This is a genomic window from Paracoccus sp. NSM, from assembly GCF_052379855.1.
In the GTDB taxonomy this organism is placed as follows: Bacteria; Pseudomonadota; Alphaproteobacteria; order Rhodobacterales; family Rhodobacteraceae; genus Paracoccus.
The window spans coordinates 108,984-132,231 of sequence record NZ_JBQTCG010000007.1; the positions used below are offsets into that span (position 1 = coordinate 108,984).

At 67.7% G+C, this 23,248-nt stretch carries 19 protein-coding genes and 1 tRNA gene; 10 read left to right on the forward strand and 10 right to left on the reverse strand.

Annotated elements, in window-relative coordinates:
- Positions 1-19: 19 nt before the first annotated feature.
- The 5 genes from ACTZWU_RS11915 to hslO are packed head-to-tail and all read right to left on the reverse strand — an operon-like array spanning position 20 to position 5,847.
- Complete coding sequence (locus tag ACTZWU_RS11915) at positions 20-1,243, reverse strand: class I SAM-dependent RNA methyltransferase (protein WP_444737581.1); 1,224 nt, start codon at positions 1,241-1,243, stop codon at positions 20-22.
- Entirely contained in the window at positions 1,240-3,084 is a 1,845-nt protein-coding gene (locus tag ACTZWU_RS11920; protein WP_444737582.1) for an ABC transporter ATP-binding protein, read from the reverse strand. The genes ACTZWU_RS11915 and ACTZWU_RS11920 overlap by 4 nt, the downstream gene beginning before the upstream one ends.
- On the reverse strand, positions 3,081-4,250 hold the full coding sequence (locus tag ACTZWU_RS11925) for a CCA tRNA nucleotidyltransferase (RefSeq protein WP_444737583.1): 1,170 nt from the start codon (positions 4,248-4,250) through the stop codon (positions 3,081-3,083). Before ACTZWU_RS11925 ends, ACTZWU_RS11920 begins: the two co-directional genes overlap by 4 nt.
- On the reverse strand, positions 4,247-4,840 hold the full coding sequence (locus ACTZWU_RS11930) for an NUDIX hydrolase (RefSeq protein WP_444737584.1): 594 nt from the start codon (positions 4,838-4,840) through the stop codon (positions 4,247-4,249). Before ACTZWU_RS11930 ends, ACTZWU_RS11925 begins: the two co-directional genes overlap by 4 nt.
- Positions 4,837-5,847 (reverse strand): Hsp33 family molecular chaperone HslO, encoded by a 1,011-nt coding sequence (hslO, locus tag ACTZWU_RS11935; protein WP_444737585.1) that lies wholly within the window; start codon positions 5,845-5,847, stop codon positions 4,837-4,839. Before hslO ends, ACTZWU_RS11930 begins: the two co-directional genes overlap by 4 nt.
- A 160-nt stretch (positions 5,848-6,007) precedes the next feature.
- On the opposite strand from hslO, the gene ACTZWU_RS11940 reads away from it, so the two are divergent.
- Positions 6,008-6,460 (forward strand): NUDIX domain-containing protein, encoded by a 453-nt coding sequence (locus tag ACTZWU_RS11940; RefSeq protein WP_444737586.1) that lies wholly within the window; start codon positions 6,008-6,010, stop codon positions 6,458-6,460.
- A 12-nt stretch (positions 6,461-6,472) separates the two neighbouring features.
- Here the strand turns inward: ACTZWU_RS11940 and ACTZWU_RS11945 are convergent, their stop codons facing one another.
- The 3 genes from ACTZWU_RS11945 to ACTZWU_RS11955 all read right to left on the reverse strand — a co-directional run bounded on the left by ACTZWU_RS11945 (position 6,473) and on the right by ACTZWU_RS11955 (position 9,896).
- On the reverse strand, positions 6,473-7,738 hold the full coding sequence (locus ACTZWU_RS11945) for a PP2C family protein-serine/threonine phosphatase (RefSeq protein ID WP_444737587.1): 1,266 nt from the start codon (positions 7,736-7,738) through the stop codon (positions 6,473-6,475).
- Between the two features lie 91 nt (positions 7,739-7,829).
- Complete coding sequence (gene ilvA / locus ACTZWU_RS11950) at positions 7,830-9,071, reverse strand: threonine ammonia-lyase IlvA (protein WP_444737588.1); 1,242 nt, start codon at positions 9,069-9,071, stop codon at positions 7,830-7,832.
- A gap of 39 nt (positions 9,072-9,110) precedes the next feature.
- Complete coding sequence (locus tag ACTZWU_RS11955; RefSeq protein ID WP_444737589.1) at positions 9,111-9,896, reverse strand: hypothetical protein; 786 nt, start codon at positions 9,894-9,896, stop codon at positions 9,111-9,113.
- A gap of 103 nt (positions 9,897-9,999) precedes the next feature.
- Between ACTZWU_RS11955 and ACTZWU_RS11960 the strand changes: the two genes are divergently transcribed.
- Both ACTZWU_RS11960 and mog read left to right on the forward strand, forming a co-directional pair.
- On the forward strand, positions 10,000-11,229 hold the full coding sequence (locus ACTZWU_RS11960) for an argininosuccinate synthase (RefSeq protein ID WP_444737590.1): 1,230 nt from the start codon (positions 10,000-10,002) through the stop codon (positions 11,227-11,229).
- Positions 11,226-11,762 (forward strand): molybdopterin adenylyltransferase, encoded by a 537-nt coding sequence (gene mog, locus ACTZWU_RS11965; RefSeq protein WP_444737591.1) that lies wholly within the window; start codon positions 11,226-11,228, stop codon positions 11,760-11,762. Before ACTZWU_RS11960 ends, mog begins: the two co-directional genes overlap by 4 nt.
- On the opposite strand, the gene ACTZWU_RS11970 is transcribed toward mog, so the two are convergent.
- Positions 11,763-12,623, reverse strand: coding sequence for an N-formylglutamate amidohydrolase (locus tag ACTZWU_RS11970; protein WP_444737592.1), 861 nt, complete (start codon positions 12,621-12,623; stop codon positions 11,763-11,765). It abuts the gene before it with no gap.
- A 139-nt stretch (positions 12,624-12,762) separates the two neighbouring features.
- On the opposite strand from ACTZWU_RS11970, the gene ACTZWU_RS11975 reads away from it, so the two are divergent.
- The 5 genes from ACTZWU_RS11975 (at position 12,763) to pnp (ending at position 16,958) form a co-directional block, all read left to right on the forward strand.
- Positions 12,763-12,837: transfer RNA gene (locus ACTZWU_RS11975), tRNA-Val, on the forward strand.
- Positions 12,838-12,920: 83 nt separating this feature from the next.
- The gene (gene ykgO / locus ACTZWU_RS11980; protein WP_042245282.1) at positions 12,921-13,046 is read left to right on the forward strand and encodes a type B 50S ribosomal protein L36; all 126 of its coding nucleotides are present in this window, start codon (positions 12,921-12,923) and stop codon (positions 13,044-13,046) included.
- 254 nt (positions 13,047-13,300) lie between these two features.
- Positions 13,301-14,164 (forward strand): calcium-binding protein, encoded by an 864-nt coding sequence (locus tag ACTZWU_RS11985; protein WP_444737593.1) that lies wholly within the window; start codon positions 13,301-13,303, stop codon positions 14,162-14,164.
- A 142-nt stretch (positions 14,165-14,306) separates the two neighbouring features.
- Positions 14,307-14,576, forward strand: a complete 270-nt coding sequence (gene rpsO, locus ACTZWU_RS11990) for a 30S ribosomal protein S15 (RefSeq protein WP_444737594.1) — start codon at positions 14,307-14,309, stop codon at positions 14,574-14,576.
- 240 nt (positions 14,577-14,816) lie between these two features.
- On the forward strand, positions 14,817-16,958 hold the full coding sequence (gene pnp, locus ACTZWU_RS11995) for a polyribonucleotide nucleotidyltransferase (RefSeq protein ID WP_444737595.1): 2,142 nt from the start codon (positions 14,817-14,819) through the stop codon (positions 16,956-16,958).
- 60 nt (positions 16,959-17,018) lie between these two features.
- Here pnp and clpB read toward each other — a convergent pair whose 3' ends face one another.
- Positions 17,019-19,649 (reverse strand): ATP-dependent chaperone ClpB, encoded by a 2,631-nt coding sequence (gene clpB / locus ACTZWU_RS12000; RefSeq protein WP_444737596.1) that lies wholly within the window; start codon positions 19,647-19,649, stop codon positions 17,019-17,021.
- 159 nt (positions 19,650-19,808) lie between these two features.
- Here clpB and pyrF point away from each other — a divergent pair, with 159 nt between their 5' ends.
- Positions 19,809-20,489, forward strand: a complete 681-nt coding sequence (gene pyrF / locus ACTZWU_RS12005; protein WP_444737597.1) for an orotidine-5'-phosphate decarboxylase — start codon at positions 19,809-19,811, stop codon at positions 20,487-20,489.
- A gap of 248 nt (positions 20,490-20,737) precedes the next feature.
- Positions 20,738-23,248, forward strand: a 2,511-nt coding sequence (locus tag ACTZWU_RS12010; protein ID WP_444737598.1) for an AAA family ATPase, incomplete at its 3' end; no start/stop codon positions are given.

Below are 23,248 nucleotides of genomic sequence, written 5' to 3' on the forward strand. Positions count from 1 at the left end.
ATGTTTAAGACGGCACTGCCTAGCAAAGCGTTAACGCCGCGACGATTTCGACATGCGGCGAAAACCGGAACTGATCGACCACCGCCAGACGGGTGATCCGATAGCCTGCCTCGGACAGAATGCGGGCATCTCCGGAAAAGGTGACAGGATCGCACGAAACCGAGACCAGATGGCGCACGCCCGAAGCTGCTATTTCGGTCATCTGGGCTGCGGCGCCCGCGCGGGGCGGGTCGATCACGATTGCGTCATGGCGGGCCAGTTCATCCCTGAGCAGCGGCCTGCGGGCCAGATCGCGCACCTCGGTCGTGACCCGACGCAGCCCCGGCGATGCCCGCCATGCCGAATCAAGCGCCGCCAGCGGCGCGGCCAGCCCCTCGACCGCGTGAACCTCGGCCTCGGCCGCGAGGGGCAGCGTGAAGGTGCCGATTCCGGCAAAGAGGTCCACGATCCGCGAGGCGCCCGCGACCGCCGCGCGCACTTCGGACAGCAGCGCGGCCTCGCCCTCGGGGGTGGCTTGCAGGAACGCGCCCGGCGGCGGGACGACCTGCGCGCGGCCCATCGGCAGCAGAGGCGGACGGCGCGTCAGCGACTGCCCGTCCCAGTCCAGCCGCGCCAGATCGCCTTCTTCCGCCAGTGCGGCCAGCGTCTGGAACAGCGCGGGCTCCATCGGCTTGCCGCCGCGCACCGCCACATCCAGCCCCGCCGGGCCGTGGATCACCGTCATGCTGACCTCGGCCGAACGCGAGGCCCCCGCAACGACGATCCGGCGCAGCAGCGGCAGCGCGGCGGTGATCGCCGGGTGCATCACATGGCATTCGGCCAGATCCACGATCACCTCGGAGGCGCGGGCGTGAAACCCCAGCAGCGCGCCCTTCTTCGTGCGCCGCCCCGACAGCACCGCCCGCCGGCGCGAGCGCAGCGGCGAGAAATGCAGCTCGGGCGCGGGGGCCTCGACCCCCTGGGCCGCCAGCGCGGCCATCACGACCTGGCGCTTCCATTCCGCCGTGAACCCGTCCGAGGCATGCATCAGCGAACAGCCCCCGCAGGCGCGGTAATGCGCGCAAAGGGGCCGCACTCGGTCGCCCGAGGGCGTCAGGATGCGCGGCGCGGCGATGCGGCCGTCAATGGCCTCGCCCTCGATTTCCTCGCCTGGCAGGACGAGGGGGGCAAGCGCCCGGCCCTGATCGCCGATGGCGATGCCGTCGCCCTTGCGGCCAAGCCGCTCGATCCGCCAGCGGCTCATTCGGCGGCCTCGTCCAGCGCCAGAACGCCGCCCGATTGATGCGCCCAGTAGCGCGCATAGCGCCCGCCTGAAGCCAGCAGATCGTCATGGCGGCCCTGTTCGACGATGCGGCCATCCTCGATCACGATGATGCGGTCCAGTTCGGCGATGGTGGACAGGCGATGCGCGATGGCCAGCACGGTCTTGCCCTGCATGGCGCGCGACAGGGCGGTCTGGACCTGTGCCTCGACTTCGCTGTCCAGCGCGCTGGTGGCCTCGTCCAGCACGAGGATCGGCGAATCCTTCAGGATCGCGCGGGCCAAGGCAATGCGCTGGCGCTGCCCGCCCGACAGCTTGACGCCCCGTTCGCCCAGATGCGCGTCATAGCCCGTGCGGCCCATGTGATCGCGCAGGGTCAGGACGAAATCATGCGCCTCGGCGGCCTTGGCAGCGGCGATGATCTGCGCCTCGGTCGCGTCGGGGCGGCCATAGCGGATGTTGTCGCGGGCCGAGCGGTTGAACATCGCGGTTTCCTGCGTGACCATCGCGATCTGCCGACGCAGGCTTTCCTGCGTAACCGCGCGCAGGTCGTGCCCGTCGATCCGGATTGCGCCGCGTTCGACATCATAAAGGCGCAGAAGCAGCGCGACGAGTGTCGATTTCCCCGCCCCCGAGGCGCCGATGATGCCGATCTTCTCGCCCGGCCGGATCGACAGGGACAGCGCGTCGATCCCCCCTTGGTCGCGGCCATAGGCGAAATGCACGTCATCGAAGGTGATCGCGCCCTCGACGCGGTCCAGCACCGTGGCGTCCGGCGCATCCGTCAGCGCATGCGGGGGCGACAGGGTCTTCATCCCGTCCTCAACCTCGCCGATATTGCCCCACATGCCCATCAGCGCCATGCTGACCCAGCCGGTCATCTGCGACAGTCGCATCGCGATCGCACCCGAGGCCGCGACATCGCCCACTGTCGCCGCGCCGTCGCGCCACAGAAGGATCGCGCCGCCCACAAGGATCACCGGCAGGATCCCCGCCACCACCATCAGCGACAGCCGGAACCAGGTCGAGACGACCCCGAAATCCAGCGCGCGTTCGCGGAAGCCCGCCATCGCGCCCAGAGCGGCCTGATCCTCGTGATCGGCATGGGCGAACAGCTTGACGGTCTTGATGTTGGTGATCGTGTCCACGACCTGTCCGGTCACATTCGCCCGCGCCGAGGCCCGCGCGCCCGATTTCGCCCGGATGCGCGGCAGGAAGAACCGGATCAGCGCGAAATAGGCCGCCAGCCAGACCAGCAAGGCCACCGCCCCCCAGCCATCCACCGCCAGCAGGAACGCCGCCGAACCGATCACCGAGGCCAGCGCGAAGGCCACGACGTTCACCATCTCTGACGCGACATCGGTGACCGCGCGCGCGGTCTGCATCTGCTTCTGCGCCAGCCGCCCTGCAAAGTCGTTGTCGAAGAAGGTGACCGAATGGCCCATCGTCCAGCGATGCAGCCGCGACAGGACCAGAGGCAGGATGTTCGGTCCGATGATCACATTGGAACTGGCCGTCGAAAGACCGAAGATCGCCGGGCGGATCACCAGAAAGAACAGCGCGAAACCCGCCACGAGGCCCCAATTGTCAGCCCAGAACGTGCCGGGCGCGCTGCTGGCCACCGCGTCCACGACCAGACCCAGCAGCATGGCCGAGACGACATCCGCCGCCCCGCCCATCGCCGAGGCCACGCCCGCCACGCCAAGGCCCGGCCATGCGCCCGACAGGCACCAGCGAAAGAAGGCCAGCAGAGTGCGTGGCGGCGGGCCGTCTGCGGGACGGAAGGCATCGACCATGCGGCCAAGGCGGGCGTGAAGGCTCATGGCGTTTCCTTGGGGTTCAGGTCGGCATTCATCGCCGCGTCGACCAGCGCGGGCGCAGGCAGCGAGAAGCCAGAGACGATCCAGGCGCCCTCGGCCGCGCGCAGGGCCTGACCGAGGGCAGGGCCGGACAGTCCGGGCAGGTCGGCGGCCTTGATCGGCAGCGGCGAGGCCTGTGCGCGATCCAGCCGGGCGCGCCAGTCAGGGGGCAGCGCGTCGGCGTGATGCAGCAGCGCATGGTCCAGCGCCTCTGGGGCCCTCAGGCGATAGCCTGCCTCGTCCAGCGACCAGCGAAGGCGCGCGGCCTCGCGCAGGCGGGCCAAATGGCGCGATTCGTGGCGCGACAGGCGAAGCGCCGCGGTCGGGTCGCCCGGGAACAGCGCCGCCAGACGGCGCAGCCATGCAGGCGCCTCGGCCTCGGCGCGTTCGGTCGCGACAAGCGCATCCAGCCGCTTGGAGTTCGCGCCGGGAAGGATCACATCCAGCACCCCGGTTCGTGCCATCAGCGCGACCGAGGCGCCGGGCGCGGGGGCTGCCAGCAGCTTGCGGATCTCGGCCCCGGTGCGTTCGGGGGCGATCCGGGCCAGGCCGTCGCGCAGGCGGGCGCAGGCCTCCAGCGCCTGAGGCTGGGCCTCGTGGCCGTATTGGGCGAAAAAGCGGAAAAAGCGCAGGATGCGCAGGTAATCCTCGCGGATGCGGGCGTCGGGATCGCCGACGAAACGCAGCCGCCGCGCGGCCAGATCGGGCAGGCCGCCGACCGGGTCCAGCACCCGGCCCGAGCGGTCGGCATAAAGCGCGTTGATGGTGAAGTCGCGTCGCGCCGCGTCCTCGGCCAGATCGGTCGAGAAGGCCACGACCGCGTGTCTTCCGTCGGTCTCGACGTCGCGGCGGAAGGTCGTCACCTCGAACCCGCGCCCCTCGGCAACCAGCGTGACGGTGCCGTGGTCGATCCCGGTCGGCACCGCGCGCAATCCCGCCGCCTGCGCCAAGGCGACGACCGTTTCGGGCAGGGCGTCGGTGGCGATGTCGATATCGCTGACCGGCTCGCCGAGAAGCGCGTTGCGGACGACGCCGCCGACCAGCCAAGCGCGCGCGCCGTCAGCCTCCAGCGCGTCCAGCACCCGGATCAGGGCGGCATCGTCGAGGATCGCTGCGGGAAGTCGCGTCATGGCCGCAGCCTTTCCGCCAGACCCAGCAGCATCCGCGCCGTCGCCCCCCACAGGTAATAAGGCCCGAACGGCGCGACGTGATAGGCCCGCCAATCGCCCCGCCAGCGCCGCTTTTCGACGCGGTAACGGCCAGGGTCGGCGATATGGGCAAAGGGCAGGGTGAAGACCTCGTCCACCTCTCCGGTTTCGGGGATGGGGGTGAAATCGCCCCGGATCAGCGCCACGACCGGCAGGACGGCAAAGCCCGTCACCGTGCGGTGCGGCGGCAGGGCGCCCAGAACCTGAACCTGCGCGGGGGGAAGCCCGATTTCCTCGCGTGCCTCGCGCAGGGCGGCGGCGGTTTCGTCCGTGTCGGTCGGGTCCAGCTTGCCGCCGGGCAGGGCGATCTGGCCCGGATGATGCCGCAACCCCGAGGCGCGCTTGGTCAGGACCAGCCGCCCGTCGCATTCATGAAAGGCCGCCAGAACCCCCGCCCGCCGCAGCGTGCCCGAAGGCGGCGCCACGTCGGGATTGAGGTCGTAATCCGAACTCGGCCCCGCCTCGCGCGTCAGCGCAAGGCGCAGCAGGTCGGGGGACCAGCGAAGGCTCATGCCTTGTCCGTCAGGGGGTTGCCGCTTGCGTCCACGGTGGCCTCGAACCCGAGGCTCCGGGGGTCAAATTCGTAATGCGCGCCGCAGAACTGGCAATCGGCGGTCACGATTCCCTCGGGGGTGGTCATGTGCGCGATGTCCTTGGCCGAGTAGATCGACAGCGTGTCGCGCACCCGGTCCGCCGTGCAGGAACAGCCGAACTCCACCGGTTGCGCATCATAGACGCGGGGTTCTTCCTCGTGGAAGAGGCGCAGCAGCAGGTCCGTGGGGCCGACCGAGGGGCCGATCAGCTCAAGCGTCTCGACCGTGTCCAGCAGGATGTTGGCGCGGTTCCAGTTCTCGGATTCGGCACCTTGCAGGATGTCGGCGGCCTCGATCAGACCACCCTCGCCGCTGCCGCCCTCGGCGGGGGATTGCGGCTGTGCGGGCAGGGTCTGCAGCATCACGCCGCCCGCCCGCCAGGCCGGGGAGTCGCCCGCCTGACGCGACAGGCCCGAGGCCAGCTGGAACCGTGTCGGAAGCTGTTCGGATTGCGCAAAATAGGTCTGCGCGCAGGCCGAGAGACTGCCCCCCGCCAGCGGTGTGATGCCCTGATAAGGCGTGCTGCCTGCACCCTGGTCGATCAGGATTGCGAAATATCCCTCGCCGATCTGATCGAAGGGGGTGCGCGCGTCCAGCCTTTCGGCGTCAAAGCTGGCCCAGGCCCGGATGCGGGCGGGCGACTGGTCGTCCGCGGGGGCGTAGTAATCCGCGGCAAGCGTCCGGATCGCGCCATTGCCGCGCACCTGCAGGCTCAGTTTCCAGCGCAGCTTGATCATCGGGCCGATCAGCGCGGTCAGCAGCGCCAGTTCGGCCACCAGCGCGCTGACGGCCGCCGGGTAATCGTGCCGCGTCAGGATGTGGTCGAGAACCCCGTCCAGCCGCGCCACACGCCCCCGGATGTCCGATCGGTCAAGCTGGAAGGGCAGGACAGTGTCGTCCCAGGCGATCTGGTTGATCTTGTGCATCATCTTTCCTTGAAGCGTCTGGCCCCGCAGCCGCAATAGGCCCGGCCGGGCTGTTCGCGCCCCAATATAGGCGTTTTTGCACGAAGCCCAAGGGCAGGCGACGGCTTCCCCGTTCGCGGCGCGCTTGCTATGGCGGGGCTGCACAGCGACAGGTGACGCCATGACCCCCCGTTTCGGACAGCCCCCCCTTGGCCGGATCGCCTATCGGCGCAGGCCCGGCGCCTATGCCGTCCTGTGGCGCGAGGGGCGGCTGCTGCTGACCCACCAGACCGCGCCCGAGCCCGAATTCCAGCTGCCCGGCGGCGGCATCGATCCGGGCGAATCGCCGGTTCGCGCGCTGCACCGCGAGGTCTTCGAGGAAACCGGCTACAGCATCGAGGGCGCCCGCTTTCTGGGCCGCTACCGGCGGTTCTGCTACATGCCCGATTACGGCATCCATGCCGAGAAGCTCTGCGCGATCTGGCTGGCGCGTCCGGTCCTGCGCCGGTCGGACCCCACCGAGCCCGGCCACAGCGCCCATTGGGTCGCCCCGTCCGAGGCGCTGGAGCTGCTGGTCGATCCGGGCTCGCGCCAGATGCTGCGCCGCGCCCTGCGCCAGCTTGGCGTCGCCTGAGACAGAGGCGCCTTATTCCCCATCGGCGCGCATCTCCAGCAGGACGGCGGACATGTCGTCCAGCCGCTCGCCCCGGCAATATTCCGAAACCGACCACGCCATCGATTCAAGGAATGCCACCCCGCCCAGAAAGGCGTTGGTGCGCATGATCGCCTCGACCCCATCATCGCCCAGAAGGCGACCGTTCGGCGTGCTGGCCTCGGTGATCCCGTCCGAAGTGATCAGCAGCCGGTCGCCCGGATGCATCGTCACGGTGAATTCGTCAAAGACCGGCCGTTCGAAGACGCCCACCGGCATGCCGCCCTTGCCCAGCCGCTGGATGCTGCCATCGGCGCGTTGCAGCACCGGATGAGGGTGGCCCGCCTGCACCATCCGCAGCTTGCCCGTCCGGTGGTTCAGGTCCCCGTAGATCATCGTGAAATAGCCGTCGGTGTTCATCTCCTCGAGCATCATCGTGTTGAAGAAATGCGCCAGCCCGCCCGGCGTCACCGCATCCGCGCCGCTTTGTGCGCCCCGCAGCGCGACGTTCTGGTCGGCCGAGCCCGACAGATGAACCGAAAGCTGCGCCGTCAGCAGCGCGGCGGTCACGCCATGCCCCGCCACGTCCAGCGCGAAAAGGCCGATGCGCTGATCGGTGATCGGAAAGAAGCCGACCAGATCACCGCCGATATGGCCAGCGGGGCGCAGCAGCAGCGACACCTCGGCCATGCCGAACCGACCCGCCCTTTCGCGCACCAGCCCCTGTTGCAGCTTGCGCGCCTCGCGCAGGTCGCGTTCCATCGCGGCCTGCGTCTCGGACAGGCGCTCCATCGCGCTGCGAAGCTGGGCATTGCTGGCATTCAGCTCTTCCTCGATGCGCAGCAGGCGTTCGCCTGCGGCCAGGCGGGCGCGCAGGGCCATCGGTGCGACGGGCTTGGTCAGGATGTCGTCGACACCCTCGCGCAGCCCCGCCTGCATCTCGGCATCGCCGCCATCCGACGACATCAGAACGAAGTAACCGTGGCTCTGCCGCTCCATCCGGCGGAAGGCGGCGCAGAGCGAAAGCCCGCTCATGTCGGGCAGGGCGCGGTCGGCCAGCACCATGTCAGGCTCGCGCGCGAGGCATAATTCCAGCGCATCCGCGCCGGTCATCGCCTCGACGATCTCGTAGCCGTCATGCAGCAGGATCGCCGCCAGTTCGGCCTGTTCGGCGGGGTCGGGGACGACCAGCAGAACCGTCCGCCGCAAGGCTGCTGGCGGGATCATCTGGGCAGGGGCGGTGCGATTCGCGGCTTTCATGAGACATCCTTAGACGGGATGTCGTAAAGCGCCGGTAAACCGCCCCGCGCCGCAAAGATCAAACTTGACGGTTCATTCCGAAAGCGCGGCCTCAGACCAGCAGTTCGGACAGGATCTCGTCGTTGGTGATGTCGCGATAGGCAAAGCCCGAGCCGTCCAGACGCGCCGTCAGCGCGACCAGATTGGCCGGGTCCGCAGTCTCGATCCCGATCAGGACCGAGCCGAAATTGCGCGCTGATTTCTTCAGATACTCAAAGCGCGCGATATCGTCATTCGGACCCAGAAGGTCCAGGAAATCACGCAGCGCACCGGGCCGTTGCGGCATCCGCAGCACGAAATACTTCTTGATCCCCAGCCAGCGTTGGGCGCGCTCCTTGACCTCGGGCAGGCGCTCGAAGTCGAAATTGCCGCCCGAACAGACCGCAACCACGGTCTTGCCGGACAGGTCGCCCAGATCGCCCAGCACGTCCAGCGCCAGCGCGCCAGCGGGTTCCAGCACGACGCCCTCGGTGTTCAGCATCTCCAGCATGGTGCGGCAGATGCGGTCCTCGGGGGCCAGATGCACGTCGGACGGATCGAAGCGGGCCAGCGCCTCGAAGGGCAGGGCGCCGATGCGGGCCACCGCTGCGCCATCGACGAAGCTGTCCACCGCAGGCAGCGCGACCGGCGCCCCGGCCTGCAACGCGGCCTTGAGGCTGGCACCGCCAAGCGGTTCGGCAAAGGCAAAGCGCGTGTCGGGCGCTTGGGTCGCCAGATATTTCGTCACGCCCGCCGACAGCCCGCCGCCGCCCACCGGCAGCACGACCAGATCGGGCGCGCGGCCCAGCTGGGCCAGCATCTCGAGGCCCACGGTCGCCTGCCCCTCGATGATGTCGGGCGCGTCGAAGGGCGACAGGAACTGCGCCCCCTTTTCGGCGCAGAAGGCCTGGGCGGCGGCCAGTGTCTGGTCGAAATAGTCGCCGGTCAGCACGATCTCGACCGCGTCGCCGCCGAAGACCTGCGTCTTGTCGATCTTCTGCTTGGGCGTCGTGACCGGCATGAAGATCGTGCCGCGCGCGCCGAAATGGCGGCAGGCATAGGCCACGCCCTGCGCGTGGTTGCCCGCACTCGCGCAGACGAAATGGCCGCCGCCGCCGGGCTTTGCCAGCTTGCGCATGGCGTTGAAGGCGCCGCGCAGCTTGTAGCTGCGCACGGGCGTCAGATCCTCGCGCTTGAGCCAGATGTCGGCGCCATGTTTCGCCGACAGATGGTCGTTGCGCTGCAGGGGCGTAGGCTCGAACAGGTCGCGAAGCGCGGCCTCGGCCAGACGGACGGAGGCGACAAAGTTTTCCATGCCCCGCCCATGCCGCGAATTGCGCGCCTTGGCAAGCGTTCAGCGCAGCGCGCGACCCTCGACGAAGTGGCCCCAGAGGGAGGTAAGCACAGACAGCATGATCAGGCCCCCAAGGCAGGACAGCAAGACCGAGATCACCATGAGGCCCAGCACCCCATGCGTCAGCGTGCCTGCCATGATCAGTGCGATGAATGGGGCTGCGGTCTTCCCGCTGACAGCCGTGACGGCCAGCAGCACGAACGTCTTCAGATGACCGCGTGTGGCGCGCCATGATTCCACCAGCGGCTCATCACGCCGCAAGGCGACGCCAGGCAGCGTTGTGCCCAGTCTCAGTGCCAGCGTCATCGCAACAACCTCAACGACAAGATTTCCGACCGATGGGAATAGGCCGCTCGTCTCGATCAGCCCCAGCATGGCCAGAGGAATCCCCAGGGCGATGATCGGCAAGACTGCCAGAAGGCTGATACCCAAAACTCCCAAGGCGTAGCCTCCTGCCTGCCGGGCGCGACCGGGTGCCAGCATCCGGGGCGGCTCTGCCAGCAGGATGCTGCGGTGCCATGACACGGCAAAGAGCAGAAAGAGGACCATGTTTGCTGCCATGCCTGCGAGCATGAGACCCGTCGGCATGGCGCTGTTGATCGGTGGCGCAAATGCGAACATGCCTTCCAGGTCCAGATTTTCAAGCCGGAAGAGGCCGAGGGTGCGGTATTCAATCACGCGCAAGGCGATGGTCAGGATCAGGATCGGCGCCCCGAGGATGAAGACGCCGCGCAGGTTGTCGAAAATCTGTCGCAATGCGTGGATCAGAATGGAAAAAGCCAGCATCGAATGCCTCATGGAAATCGTCAGCAGGCTAATGCGTCCCACACCCTTGTGACAACGCGAAAACCACCGTATTCCCCCGGAAACTTCGACAAGGGGTCACCGCATGTCCGACGCGCCGAAAAAAGTCGTCCTTGCCTATTCGGGGGGGCTTGATACCTCGATCATCCTGAAATGGCTGCAGACCGAATATGGCTGCGAGGTGGTGACCTTCACCGCCGATCTGGGCCAGGGCGAGGAGCTGGAGCCCGCGCGCGAAAAGGCTCTGATGCTGGGCATCGCGCCCGAGAACATCCACATCATCGACGTGCGCGAGGAATTCGTGCGCGATTTCGTCTTCCCGATGTTCCGGGCCAATGCGCTCTATGAGGGGCTCTATCTGCTGGGCACCTCGATCGCGCGGCCGCTGATTTCGCAGCATCTGGTGCGGATCGCGCAGGAATCGGGCGCGGATGCGGTGGCGCATGGCGCGACCGGCAAGGGCAACGACCAGGTCCGGTTCGAGCTCAGCGCCTATGCGTTGGACCCGTCGATCAAGGTCATCGCGCCCTGGCGGGAATGGGACCTGACCTCGCGCACCAAGCTGATCGAGTTTGCCGAGAAGAACCAGATCCCCATCGCCAAGGACAAGCGCGGCGAGGCGCCCTTCAGCGTGGACGCGAACCTGCTGCATACGTCCAGCGAGGGCAAGGCGCTTGAGAACCCCGCCGAGGCCGCGCCCGATTACGTCTATCAGCGCACCGTGAACCCCGAGGATGCGCCCGACACGCCCGAGTTCATCGAGATCGGCTTCGAACGCGGTGATGCCGTATCGATCAACGGCGAGGCCATGTCGCCCGCCACGATCCTGACCAAGCTGAACGAGCTGGGCGGCAAGCACGGCATCGGTCGCCTGGACTTCGTCGAGAACCGCTTTGTCGGCATGAAGTCGCGCGGCATCTACGAGACGCCGGGCGGCACGGTCCTTCTGGAAGCCCATCGCGGGATCGAGCAGATCACCCTGGACAGCGGCGCGGGCCACCTGAAGGATTCGATCATGCCGCGCTATGCCGAGCTGATCTATAACGGCTTCTGGTTCTCGCCCGAGCGCGAGATGCTGCAGGCCCTGATCGACAAATCGCAGGAGCATGTCACCGGGACCGTGCGGCTGAAGCTCTACAAGGGTCTGGCGACCTGCGTGGGGCGCTGGTCGGATCATTCGCTGTACTCCGAGGCGCATGTGACCTTCGAGGATGACGCCGGCGCATACGATCAGAAGGACGCGGCGGGCTTCATCCGCCTGAACGCGCTGCGCCTGAAGCTGATCGCCAACCGCAACGCCCGCGTGGCGAAATGACGGACGGGGCCGCCCGCATCGCCATCGTCACCGTCAGCGACCGCGCGTCGCGGGGCGAATACGAGGACAAGGGCGGCCCCGGCGCCGAGGACTGGCTGCGGGGTGTCATCACCTCGCCCATGTCCATCGAGCGGCACATCATCCCCGATGGCCGCGAAGGTGTCGCGGCTACCTTGCGCGATCTGGCAGATAGCGGCGCCGACCTGATCCTTGTCACCGGCGGCACCGGGCCTGCGCCGCGCGACCTGACGCCCGAGGCCGTGGCCGACGTGATGGACAAGGAGCTGCCCGGCTTCGGAGAAGAGATGCGCCGCGCCTCGCTGCGCGAGGTGCCGACCGCGATCCTGTCGCGCCAGACCGCCGCGATTCGGGGCAAGACGCTGATCATCACCATCCCCGGCAAGCCCTCGGCCATTGCGACCTGCCTCGACGCGGTCTTTGCCGCCGTGCCCTATTGTCTGGAGCTGACGGGCGCCGCCCGGATCGAGACCGACCCCGCCCGGATCAAGGCCTTTCGGCCCAAGGGCGCCTGATCACTCGGCCGCGATGGCGTCCTGTTCGTCGGCATCCAGCCGCGACAGGTCGCGGATCACGCAGCGCATCCTTGCGGCGAAATCGTCGAAGTCGGGGCGGGGCGTGATCGTCTTTTCATCCATGTAAAGCGAGCGGTCGATTTCCAGCTGGACGACATGCACGTTCTGACTGGGCCGCCCATAGGCCGCGCAGATATAGGCCCCCGAAAAGGGCGAATTGCGCCGGATGCGCCAGCCCTGCGATTCGACCGCCGCGCAGACCGCATCCGACACGCGTGCCGAGGCCGACAGCCCGTGGCGATTGCCCAGCACCATGTCGGGGCGCGGACCCTGCAGATGCGCCAGCGCGTCATGGGGCATGGAATGCATGTCGATCAGGATCGCGCGCCCGAATCGCTTGCGCGCCTCGGAGATCAGCGCGGCCAGCGCCTGATGATAGGGCTGCCAGCAGGTCTCGATCCGGCGCTCGGCCTCGGCGCGGTCGATGGGGCGTTCGTGGATGGCGCGGCCCTGGGACACGACGCGCGGAATCACTCCCAGCCCGGCCAGCGTGCGCTGGTTCAGCGGATGGCGCGGAACGCCGCGCACAACCAGCGGGTCGATCTCGTCCGTGCCGCGATTGAGGTCCACGATGCAGCGCGGCACCAGCGAACACAGCGAAACCGCGCCGAAATCGGGGGCGCATTCGATCAGCCGGTCAACAAAGGCGTCCTCGGACGAACGCAGCGCGTGAACGGGCAATCGCGTGTTGCGCAGGAACCAGTCGGGATAACGGCAGCCGGAATGGGGCGATGCAAAGATGACACCCGCCTTCCAGCGGTCGGGGCGATTCAGCAGGAATGGCAGCTCGGCCTGGGACAAGGGTCTCTTCCGACGGTGATCCGTAAATGTTTATAGACCGGAAAAACATGTTGCCGATAGGTCTTGAATCCCCCTTGGGGCCTCTGTATAGGATCGCCAACCACGAGGAAGAGGGCCGAACGCCCAAGGCTTCGAGGACGGGCGGTTAGCTCAGCGGTAGAGCACTACGTTGACATCGTAGTGGCCACTGGTTCGATCCCAGTACCGCCCACCATTCTTTCGCCGCCCCCGGCCGATTGTCGGGGGCATTTCGTTTTCAAGGCGGCAGCGCAGCGGCCGCGACGATGGAGAAGACCGATGAAGGTTCGCAACTCGCTCCGCTCGCTCAAGAGCCGGCACCGCGACTGTCAGGTTGTGCGCCGCAAGGGCCGCATTTACGTGATCAACAAGACCAACCGCCGCTTCAAGGCCCGTCAGGGCTGAGGCCGGTCGCGCAGGGGATGCCCTGCGGATCACGGACGAAATGGACCCGTCGCAGCGATGCGACGGGTTTTTTCGTGCCGTCTGCGCCGCCTCTGCGGGTGGTTAAGGTTTTCTTAAGTTTGCTGCTTCGTCGCGCGCCCTGCTGGCGTATGGTGTGACAGGCCGCGCGGTTGCGGTTGTTGCTTTGTCCCGTGGTGAAGGGTCCGCCAATGTTGTTGATCGGCAGTCTGATAGGCCTCGCGCTGGCTGCGTTCATGATGGAATCCGGTCAGTCCGACGATGACGAGGCGACCGAGGACGAACCCGTCACCGATCCCGATGACGAGGATCTGCCCCCGGTCATGCCCGGCCCGGACGGCACGCCGACCATTCCGCGCCAGATCATCGGCGGGGATGACGGCGACACGCTGATGGGCGGCGCAGGCGATGACGTGATTCGCGGCGGTGCGGGCGCGGATGACCTGCGCGGCGGGCTTGGCAACGACACGATCCATGCAGGCGACGGCGATGACTGGGTCCAGGGCGATGCCGCCTATGGCGAGGCCGGCGACGACATCATCTGGGGCGGCGCCGGCAACGACCATCTGAACGGGCAGGGCGGCGACGACCTGATCCATGGCGAGGAAGGCGACGACACGATCTTTGGCGGCGAGGGCGACGACACGCTGTTCGGCGGGCCGGGCAATGACTGGCTGTCGGGCAATGACGGCGATGACGTGCTGGTCTCGACCGAGGGCTCCGACGATCTGGATGGCGGGCGCGGCAATGACGCGCTGATCGGCCATGACGGCCCCGAAACCGTTTGGATGAACGGGGGCGAGGGGGACGACACGCTGATGCCCGGCGCGCATGACTTCGCCTCGGGGAATGCGGGGGCGGACAGCTTCGTGCTGCGCCAGTCCCCGCAGGGCTTCCCGACCATCTCGGATTACGATTCGGCCGAGGACCAGATCGAACTGCACCTGCCCGAGCATGTCGCCCCGACCGCGCAGCTGACCCTGCGCGAGGATCTGGACGGCACCTACCTGCTGGAGGTCAACGGCCAGTCCGTCGGCCGCCTGTTGCAGCATGGCGGCCTGAGGGTCGAGGATATCCGCATCGTCTCGGTCCGCGACTGAGCGGCTGCCACGGGGCTTTCCTTTTCGCCGATTCTCGGTTATCTGCGCGCATCCCGCTGCCCTGACGGGCGCCGGAGCAAGTGGCTTGTGCTGGACGACATCCCGGCCTGTGCCTTCACCCACGATCCGAAAGGAGTACCCGATGTCGATTACCGTTGAAGAAAAAGCCCGCGTCATCAAGGAATTCGGCGCCAAGGAAGGCGATACCGGCAGCCCCGAAGTGCAGGTCGCGATCCTCAGCTCGCGCATTGCGACGCTGACCGAGCATTTCAAGACGCACAAGAAAGACAACCACTCGCGTCGTGGCCTGCTGAAGCTGGTCGCGCAGCGCCGCAAGCTGCTGGACTATCTGAAGGCCAAGGAAGAAGCGCGCTACACCGCGCTGATCGCCAAGCTGGGCCTGCGTCGCTGATCGCCAGCCCTTTGCCTTGCCGAAACGCCCGCGCCCTGTCGCGGGCGTTTTGCGTTTCGGCAGCTGATTCGAGTGGCGCTGCGGCTCACTTCACAAGCGGCGTGATTTCCTGTATGCCGCCCCGATCTGTGACGTGACGCTTCGACCCCGGCGGACGCGAGAGGATTGGGGTCGGCGGCAATGGGGCCGCCATATGACACGGGATGACCGGAGGGCCGGACCATCCCAAGAGGACATCAGATGTTTGACGAAGTGAAGAAATCGATCCAGTGGGGCCAGGAAACGCTCACGCTGGAAACGGGCAAGGTTGCCCGTCAGGCCGACGGCAGCGTCATCGCCACTCTGGGCGAGACCAGCGTCATGGCCAACGTCACCTTCGCGAAGGAACCCAAGCCCGGGCAGGACTTCTTCCCGCTGACGGTTCACTATCAGGAAAAATACTACGCCGCCGGCAAGGTTCCGGGCGGCTTCTTCAAGCGCGAGGCGCGCCCGACGGAAAAAGAGACGCTGACCGCGCGTCTGATCGACCGTCCCTGCCGCCCGCTGTTCGCACCGGGCTTCAAGAACGAAGTCCTGGTCATGTGCACCGTGCTGTCGCACGATCTGGTCAATGACCCCGACATCGTCGCGATGATCGCCGCCTCGGCCGCGCTGACCATCTCGGGCGTGCCGTTCATGGGCCCGATCGGCGCCGCGCGCGTCGGCTTCGCCAATGGCGAATATGTGCTGAACCCCGAGGTTCAGGACATGGACCAGCTGCGCAACAACCCCGAACAGCGTCTGGACCTGGTCGTCGCCGGCACGAAAGACGCCGTGATGATGGTCGAATCGGAAGCCTATGAGCTGACCGAGGAAGAGATGCTGGGCGCCGTGAAATTCGGCCACGAGGCGATGCAGCCGGTGATCGACCTGATCATCGACCTGGCCGAAGCCGCCGCCAAAGAGCCCTTTGACTTCCAGTCGCCCGATTACAGCGCGATCTATGCGCGCGTGAAGGCCCTGGGCGAGACCGACATGCGCGCCGCCTATGCGATCCGCGACAAGTCGGCCCGTCAGGATGCTGTCTCGGCGGCCAAGGCTGCCGTCAAGGCCGCCCTGTCCGAGGAAGAACTGGCCGATCCGAACCTGGGCTCGGCGCTCAAGAAGCTGGAATCCGACATCCTGCGCGGCGACATCATCAATGGTGGCGCACGCATCGACGGCCGCGACAACAAGACCGTCCGCCCGATCGTCAGCGAAGTCGGCATCCTGCCGCGCACGCATGGCTCGTCGCTGTTCACCCGTGGCGAGACGCAGGCGCTGGTCGTGACCACGCTCGGCACCGGCGATGACGAACAGATCATCGACGCGCTGCACGGCAATTTCCGTTCGAACTTCCTGCTGCATTACAACTTCCCGCCCTATTCGGTCGGCGAGGTTGGCCGCGTGGGTTCGCCCGGTCGCCGCGAGATCGGCCACGGCAAGCTGGCCTGGCGCGCGCTGCAGGCGGTTCTGCCCGCCGCGACCGACTTCCCCTATACGATCCGCGTCGTGTCCGAGATCACGGAATCGAACGGCTCGTCCTCGATGGCGTCGGTCTGCGGCGGCTCGCTGTCGATGATGGATGCGGGCGTTCCGCTGAAGGCGCCGGTGGCCGGTGTGGCCATGGGCCTGATCCTGGAAGATGACGGCCGCTTCGCCGTTCTGACCGACATCCTGGGCGACGAGGATCACCTCGGCGACATGGACTTCAAGGTTGCCGGCACCGAGAACGGCATCACCTCGCTGCAGATGGACATCAAGGTCCAGGGCATCACGCCCGCGATCATGGAGCAGGCCCTGGCGCAAGCCAAGGACGGCCGTCTGCACATCCTGTCGGAAATGGCGAATGCCCTGACCGAAGGCCGCCGCGAGTTCAGCGCCCATGCCCCGCGCATCGAGACGATGCAGATTCCGACCGACAAGATCCGCGAAGTGATCGGCTCGGGCGGCAAGGTCATCCGCGAGATCGTCGAGGTTTCGGGCGCCAAGGTCGACATCAACGACGACGGCATCATCAAGATCGCCTCGGCCAATGGTGAATCGATCAAGAAGGCCTATGACATGATCTATTCGATCGTGGCAGAGCCCGAAGAGGGCAAGGTCTATACCGGCAAGGTCGTGAAGCTGGTCGATTTCGGCGCCTTCGTGAACTTCTTCGGCAAGCGTGACGGCCTCGTTCATGTCAGCCAGATCGCCAACCGCCGCCTGACCCACCCGAACGAGATCCTGAAAGAGGGTCAAGAGGTGAAGGTCAAGCTGCTGGGCTTCGACGATCGCGGCAAGGTCCGTCTGGGCATGAAGATGGTCGATCAGGAGACCGGCGAGGAAATCGCCGAGAAGAAGGAAGAAACCGCCGAGTGATCGGTTGTTTCTGAAAGGAAAGGCCCCGCGATTGCGGGGCCTTTTTTCGTTTTCAGGGGGTCAATGCACCGGCACATCCGGGCGCGGGCCTTCGCCCACAGCCCCCAGCCGGTCGCCAGCCCGGCCTACGCGGTTGCCCACGATCAGCCCGTCCGGCCCGGCCGAGACCGTGACCGTGCTGCCGTCCAGCACCTCGCCCGACAGCAGCAGTTCCGCCAGCGGGTCCTGCAACGCGCGCTGGATCACCCGTTTCAGCGGCCGCGCGCCAAAGACCGGGTCGTAGCCCTGATCGGCCAGCCACATCCGCGCCGCATCGTCCAGATCCAGCGTGATCTTGCGCCCGGCCAGCCGCTTTTCCAGCCGCGCCAGCTGGATCTGCACGATCCCGTCCATGTTCGACCGCGACAGGCGGCGGAAGATGATGATCTCGTCCAGGCGGTTCAGGAATTCGGGGCGGAAATGCGCCCGCACTGCCTCCATCACCTGATGGCGGGCATCCGAGGCGTCGGCCTCTTCGGGCAGATGCGACAGCGCCTGCGATCCGAGGTTCGAGGTCAGGATGATCAGCGTCTGCTTGAAGTCCACCGTCCGTCCCTGACCGTCGGTCAGCACCCCGTCATCCAGCACCTGCAACAGCACGTTGAAGACGTCGGGATGCGCCTTTTCGACCTCGTCGAACAGGATCACCTGATAGGGGCGGCGACGCACGGCTTCGGTCAGCACGCCGCCCTCGTCATAGCCGACATAGCCCGGAGGCGCACCGATCAGCCGTGCCACGGAATGTTTTTCCATGAACTCGGACATGTCGATCCGGACCATCGCGCCGTCATCGTCGAACATGTATTCGGCCAGGGCCTTGGTCAGTTCCGTCTTGCCGACGCCCGTGGGCCCCAGGAACAGGAAGCTGCCCAGAGGGCGCCCCTCGTCGTTCAGGCCCGCCCGCGCGCGGCGCACCGCGTTCGAGACGGCGGTGACGGCCTCGGCCTGCCCGATCACGCGGCGGCCGATCTGCTGTTCCATCTTCAACAGCTTGTCGCGCTCGCCCTCCAGCATCTTGGCGGTGGGGATGCCGGTCCAGCGTTCGACCACCTCGGCGATCTGCTCGGGGCGCACGGCTTCCTCGACCATCAGCGATTCGCCGTCGGCCTGTTCCAGCTGCTTTTCCAGCCCCGGAATGATGCCGTAGGACAGCTCGCCCGCGCGTGCCAGATTGCCCTCGCGCTTGGCCTGATCCAGCTCGGCCCGCGCGCGGTCCAGCCGTTCCTTGAGGGTCCGCGAACCCTCCAGCCGGTCGCGTTCGGCCTGCCAGCGTGCGGTCATCGCCGCGCTCTGCTGTTGCAGGTCCGAGAGGTCCTTTTCCAGCCGTTCCAGCCGGTCCTTGCTGGCGGCGTCGTCCTCTTTCTTCAGGGCCTCGGCCTCGATCTGCAATTGCAGGATCTGGCGGTCCAGCTGGTCCAGTTCCTCGGGCTTGCTGTCCACCTCCATCCGCAGGCGCGAGGCGGCCTCGTCCACAAGGTCAATCGCCTTGTCGGGCAGGAAGCGATCGGTGATGTAGCGATGCGACAGCTGCGCGGCGGCGACCAGCGCGGCGTCGCTGATGCGGACGCCGTGGTGCAGTTCGTATTTTTCCTTGATGCCGCGCAGGATGCTGATCGTGTCCTCGACGCTTGGCTCGCTGACCAGAACCGGCTGGAAACGCCGGGCCAAGGCCGCGTCCTTTTCGATATATTTGCGGTATTCGTCCAGCGTCGTGGCGCCGACGCAATGCAGCTCGCCCCGCGCAAGCGCCGGCTTTATCAGGTTCGCGGCATCCATCGCGCCCTCGGACTTGCCCGCGCCAACCAGCGTGTGCAACTCGTCGATGAACAGCACGATCTCGCCGGCTGCGGTCTCGATTTCCTTGAGGATCGCCTTCAGCCGTTCCTCGAATTCGCCGCGATACTTGGCGCCCGCGATCAGCGCGCCCATGTCCAGCGCCATCAGCCGCTTGTCGCGCAGGCTCTCGGGCACGTCGCCGTTCACGATCCGCAGGGCAAGACCCTCGGCAATGGCGGTCTTGCCGACGCCGGGTTCACCGATCAGGACGGGGTTGTTCTTGGTCCGGCGCGACAGGACCTGCATGGCGCGGCGGATTTCCTCGTCGCGGCCGATGATCGGGTCGATCTTGCCGTCGCGGGCCGCCGCCGTCAGGTCGCGGGCGTACTTCTCCAGCGCCTCATAGCTGTCCTCGGCGCTGGCGCTGTCGGCGGTGCGGCCCTTGCGGATGTCGTTGATCGCCGCGTTCAGTGCCTGCGCGTTCACGGCGCCCGTCGTCAGCGCGTCGCGGGCATTCGTGTTGACCATCGCCAGCGCCATCAGCATCCGTTCGGCCGGAACGAAACTGTCGCCGGCCTTTTTCGCGACCTGCTCGGCCTCGTCCAGAACGCGCACAAGGGCGGGGTCGATATAGACCTGCCCACCGCCGCCGGTGACGCGGGGCAGCTTGGCCACGGCCTGATCGACGGCCTCCTTGACGCGGCGGGCATCGCCGCCCGCGCGGGTGATGAGGTTCGAGGCCAGCCCCTGATCGTCATCCATCAGCGCCTTGAGCAGATGCTCGGGCATCACGCGCTGCTGATTCTCGCGGATCGCGATGGTCTGGGCGGCCTGGATGAAGCCGCGCGACCGCTCCGTGAACTTGTCCATGTTCATCGGGTCACTCCTTTTCGCAAAGCCCCCGTGTCGCGGGCGCCCGTTCGCGGCACGCCCCCATCCGGGTCTGATGAACCAGATTTGGGGGCTTTGCGGCGGCTTTCAAGCGCCCGGATCGCATGTCATAAGGCCCCGATTTCAAATGAAGGGAAACGGGCGATGGATGACCGGCTGATCGTGGCGCTGGATGTGCCGAATGCCGTGGCGGGGCTGGATCTGGCCGGGCGTCTGGGCGACGCGGTGGGCTTTTACAAGATCGGTCTGGGGATGCTGACCGGCGGGGGCCTCGCGCTTGCGCGCGAGCTGAAGGACGAACACGGCAAGCGCATCTTCCTGGACATGAAGCTGTTCGACATCGGCGCCACGGTCGAGGCCGCCGTGCGCGGTCTGGCGCAGTTCGATCTGGATTTCCTGACCGTGCATGGCGATCCGCATGTGGTCGCGGCGGCCAAGCAGGGCGCGGCGGGATCGGGGCTGAAGATCCTCGGCGTGACGATCCTGACCTCGCTGGACCGGGCCGATCTGGATGCCGGGCTGATCCGCGCGGGCGATCTGCACGAGATCACGGTCGAACGCGCCGCCCGCGCCTTCGAGGCGGGCGCCGACGGCATCATCTGTTCCCCGCGCGAGGCGGCTGCGATCCGCGCCCTGCCGGGATCGGGGCTGATCGTGACGCCCGGCGTGCGCCCTGCGGGCGCGGACCTCGGCGATCAGAAGCGGGTCGAGACGCCCGCCGCCGCCTTGCAGGCAGGCGCCGACCACATCGTCGTCGGTCGCCCGATCTGGCAGGCCCCTGACCCGCGCGCCGCGGCGGAGGCGATCCTGTCCCAGATCGCCTAGCCCGCGAAGATCCGAGCAAGAGGGAGAGGGCGCTGACCCCGGTCAGCAGGCGCGAACGCGGATCATGCCCGCGGACAAACGCCCCAAAACCCTCCGTGCCAGAGGCCGCGAAGGCCGCATCTTGTGGATAAATTGGTCGGCTCCCTCGATATCTAGCGGGTCGGTTGACTTGGGCCGCCCCTGCGTCGACAATCTGCCATTGCCCGAATCTGGCCGCGTCCCGGCCACCCGATCTGACGGACCCGCCCTTGCGCTTTGACCGCCTGCGCCTGAATGGCTTCAAGAGCTTCGTGGACCCGACCGATCTGGTCATCCGCGAGGGTCTGACCGGCGTGGTCGGCCCCAATGGTTGCGGCAAGTCCAACCTGCTGGAGGCCCTGCGTTGGGTCATGGGCGAGAACCGCCCCACCGCCATGCGCGGCGACGGGATGGAGGACGTGATCTTCGCCGGCACCACCCGTCGCAGCGCCCGCGCCCATGCCGAGGTCTCGCTGACGATCGACAACCGCGACCGGCTGGCGCCTGCGGGCTTCAACGACGACGACCAGTTCGACATCACCCGCCGCATCACCCGCGACGCGGGCAGCGCCTACAAGATCGCGGGCAAGGATGTGCGGGCGCGCGATGTGCAGATGCTGTTCGCGGATGCCTCGACCGGGGCGCATAGCCCGGCCTTGGTGCGGCAGGGGCAGATCAGCGAATTGATCAGCGCCAAGCCCAAGGCCCGCCGCCGTATCCTGGAAGAGGCCGCGGGGATTTCCGGCCTCTATGCCCGCCGCCACGAGGCCGAGCTGAAGCTGAACGGGGCCGAGGCGAACCTGACCCGCGTTGACGACACGCTGGACCAGCTATCCGCGCAGGCCGCCACCCTGGCGCGTCAGGCGCGGGCGGCGGCGCGCTACCGCGAGATCGGCGCGGCCTTGCGGCTGGCCGAGGGCGTGCTGCTTTACCGCCGCTGGTCGGATGCCGAGGCCGCGCGCCTTGCCGCAGCCGAGGCTCTGGCCCATGCCATCCGCGCCGCGCAGGAGGCAGGCGCCGCCGCGACCGAGGCCGAAGAACGCCGCGCCTGCGCCGAGGACGATCTGCCCGCCCTGCGCGACGAGGACCAGATCGCCGCCGCCCTGCTGCAACGCGTGCAGGTCGAGCAGGAAAGCCTGACCGAGGCCGAGACCCGCGCCGAGGATGCGATCCGTGCGCTGACCTCCCGCATCGCCCAGCTTGACCGCGACATCGAACGCGAAGAGGTGCTGAACCGCGACGCGGTCGAAGTTGTCGCCCGCCTGGCCTGGGAAAAGACCGAGCTTGAGAAGGCCGGGCAGGGCCATGAGGCCCGGCTCGAGGCTGCCTCGGAAGCCGCCGAAGCCGCATCCGACGCGCTGCGCGAGGTCGAGGCGCGCCTGGCCGAACTGACCGACGAGGCCGCGCGTCTGGCCGCCCGCCACCAATCCGCCGAACGTCTGGCCCATGATTTGCGCGCCATGATGCAGCGGGCCGAACGCGCCGCCTCCGAAGCCGCCGAGGCTGTCGCTGCCGCCGATGCGGCGGGCGAGGCCGCCAGCGCCGCGCTGGATCAGGCCGATTCCGCGCAGGATCAGGCCCGCGACCGCGCGCTGGCCGCCGAGGACGCGCTGTCCGATGCCGAAGCCGCCCGCGCCGCGCTGGAGACCGCCGAGGCCGCTGCCCGCGCCGCCCGGTCCGAGGCCGAGGGCGAGGCCGCCGCCCTTGCCGCCGAGATGGCCGCCCTGCGCCGTCTGGTCGAACGCGGCCAGTCCGGGGGCGCGACGATCCTTGATCATGTGCAGGTCGCGCGCGGCTACGAGGCTGCCTTTGGTGCGGCTTTTGGCGACGATCTGTCCCTGCCTCTGACCGATGCGGGCAGCGGCTGGCACGACCTGCCCGACCTGCCCGCATCGTCCCTGCCGGATGGTGCCGACCCGCTGGCCCCCCATGTCCACGCGCCCGCAGCCCTTGCGCGGCGCCTGTCGCGGATCGGATTGGTCCCGGATGCGGCCCGCGCGGCGGCGTTGCAGGGCGCCTTGCAGCCCGGTCAGCGTCTGGTGACGCCTGCCGGTGATCTGTTCCGTTGGGACGGGGTGCGGGTGATGGCGGGCGATGCGTCATCCTCGGCCGCGCTGCATCTGCAAAAGGTCAACGAACTGGCCGAGATCGCCGCCCTATCCGATGCCGCCCGCGCCCGCGCCGACGAGGCGGCCGAGCGTCACGACACCGCCCGCGCCGCCCTGCAGGACGCCGCCGAGACCGAAAAATCCGCCCGCGATGCGCGGCGCGAGGCTGAACGCCTGTTATCGGACGCCGTGCGCGCCGCGACCCGCGCCGAATCCGATCTGGCTCTGGCCAGCAGCCGCGCCGAGGCCGCCCGCGCCGAACTGGCCCGCCATCGCGCCGATGCCGATGATGCGGGCGCCCGGCTGGCCGAGGCGATGGAGCAGATCGCGGCCTTGCCCGACCGCGATGATGCGGCGGCGGCGCTGGAACATGCCCGCACCGGGGTCGAGGCCGCGCGCATCGCCACCATGACCCGCCGCGCCGCGCTGGACGAGATCCGGCGCGAGGCGCAGGCCCGCACCAAGCGGTTGCAGGAAATCGCCAAGGAGGAATCCGGCTGGCGGCTGCGACTGGAACAGGCCGGCACCCGCGCCGCCGAACTGGCCGAACGCCGCGACGCCGCGCGCGACGATCTGGCCGGCGCCGAGGCGCAGCCCGCGATCCTGTCCGAACGCCGCGCCGCCCTGGCCCTG

What these genes read in the sequence shown, in the direction of transcription:
- ACTZWU_RS11925 (WP_444737583.1), bottom strand. Translation starts at nt 4,250, where the DNA reads ATGACGCGACTTCCCGCAGCGATCCTCGACGATGCCGCCCTGATCCGG.
- ACTZWU_RS11940 (WP_444737586.1), top strand. Translation starts at nt 6,008, where the DNA reads ATGACCCCCCGTTTCGGACAGCCCCCCCTTGGCCGGATCGCCTATCGG.
- ACTZWU_RS11945 (WP_444737587.1), bottom strand. Translation starts at nt 7,738, where the DNA reads ATGAAAGCCGCGAATCGCACCGCCCCTGCCCAGATGATCCCGCCAGCA.
- ilvA (WP_444737588.1), bottom strand. Translation starts at nt 9,071, where the DNA reads ATGGAAAACTTTGTCGCCTCCGTCCGTCTGGCCGAGGCCGCGCTTCGC.
- pyrF (WP_444737597.1), top strand. Translation starts at nt 19,809, where the DNA reads ATGGATGACCGGCTGATCGTGGCGCTGGATGTGCCGAATGCCGTGGCG.
- ACTZWU_RS11915 (WP_444737581.1), bottom strand. Translation starts at nt 1,243, where the DNA reads ATGAGCCGCTGGCGGATCGAGCGGCTTGGCCGCAAGGGCGACGGCATC.
- mog (WP_444737591.1), top strand. Translation starts at nt 11,226, where the DNA reads ATGACGGACGGGGCCGCCCGCATCGCCATCGTCACCGTCAGCGACCGC.
- ACTZWU_RS11920 (WP_444737582.1), bottom strand. Translation starts at nt 3,084, where the DNA reads ATGAGCCTTCACGCCCGCCTTGGCCGCATGGTCGATGCCTTCCGTCCC.
- clpB (WP_444737596.1), bottom strand. Translation starts at nt 19,649, where the DNA reads ATGAACATGGACAAGTTCACGGAGCGGTCGCGCGGCTTCATCCAGGCC.
- ACTZWU_RS11985 (WP_444737593.1), top strand. Translation starts at nt 13,301, where the DNA reads ATGATGGAATCCGGTCAGTCCGACGATGACGAGGCGACCGAGGACGAA.
- pnp (WP_444737595.1), top strand. Translation starts at nt 14,817, where the DNA reads ATGTTTGACGAAGTGAAGAAATCGATCCAGTGGGGCCAGGAAACGCTC.
- hslO (WP_444737585.1), bottom strand. Translation starts at nt 5,847, where the DNA reads ATGCACAAGATCAACCAGATCGCCTGGGACGACACTGTCCTGCCCTTC.
- ACTZWU_RS11955 (WP_444737589.1), bottom strand. Translation starts at nt 9,896, where the DNA reads ATGCTGGCTTTTTCCATTCTGATCCACGCATTGCGACAGATTTTCGAC.
- rpsO (WP_444737594.1), top strand. Translation starts at nt 14,307, where the DNA reads ATGTCGATTACCGTTGAAGAAAAAGCCCGCGTCATCAAGGAATTCGGC.
- ACTZWU_RS11960 (WP_444737590.1), top strand. Translation starts at nt 10,000, where the DNA reads ATGTCCGACGCGCCGAAAAAAGTCGTCCTTGCCTATTCGGGGGGGCTT.
- ACTZWU_RS11930 (WP_444737584.1), bottom strand. Translation starts at nt 4,840, where the DNA reads ATGAGCCTTCGCTGGTCCCCCGACCTGCTGCGCCTTGCGCTGACGCGC.
- ykgO (WP_042245282.1), top strand. Translation starts at nt 12,921, where the DNA reads ATGAAGGTTCGCAACTCGCTCCGCTCGCTCAAGAGCCGGCACCGCGAC.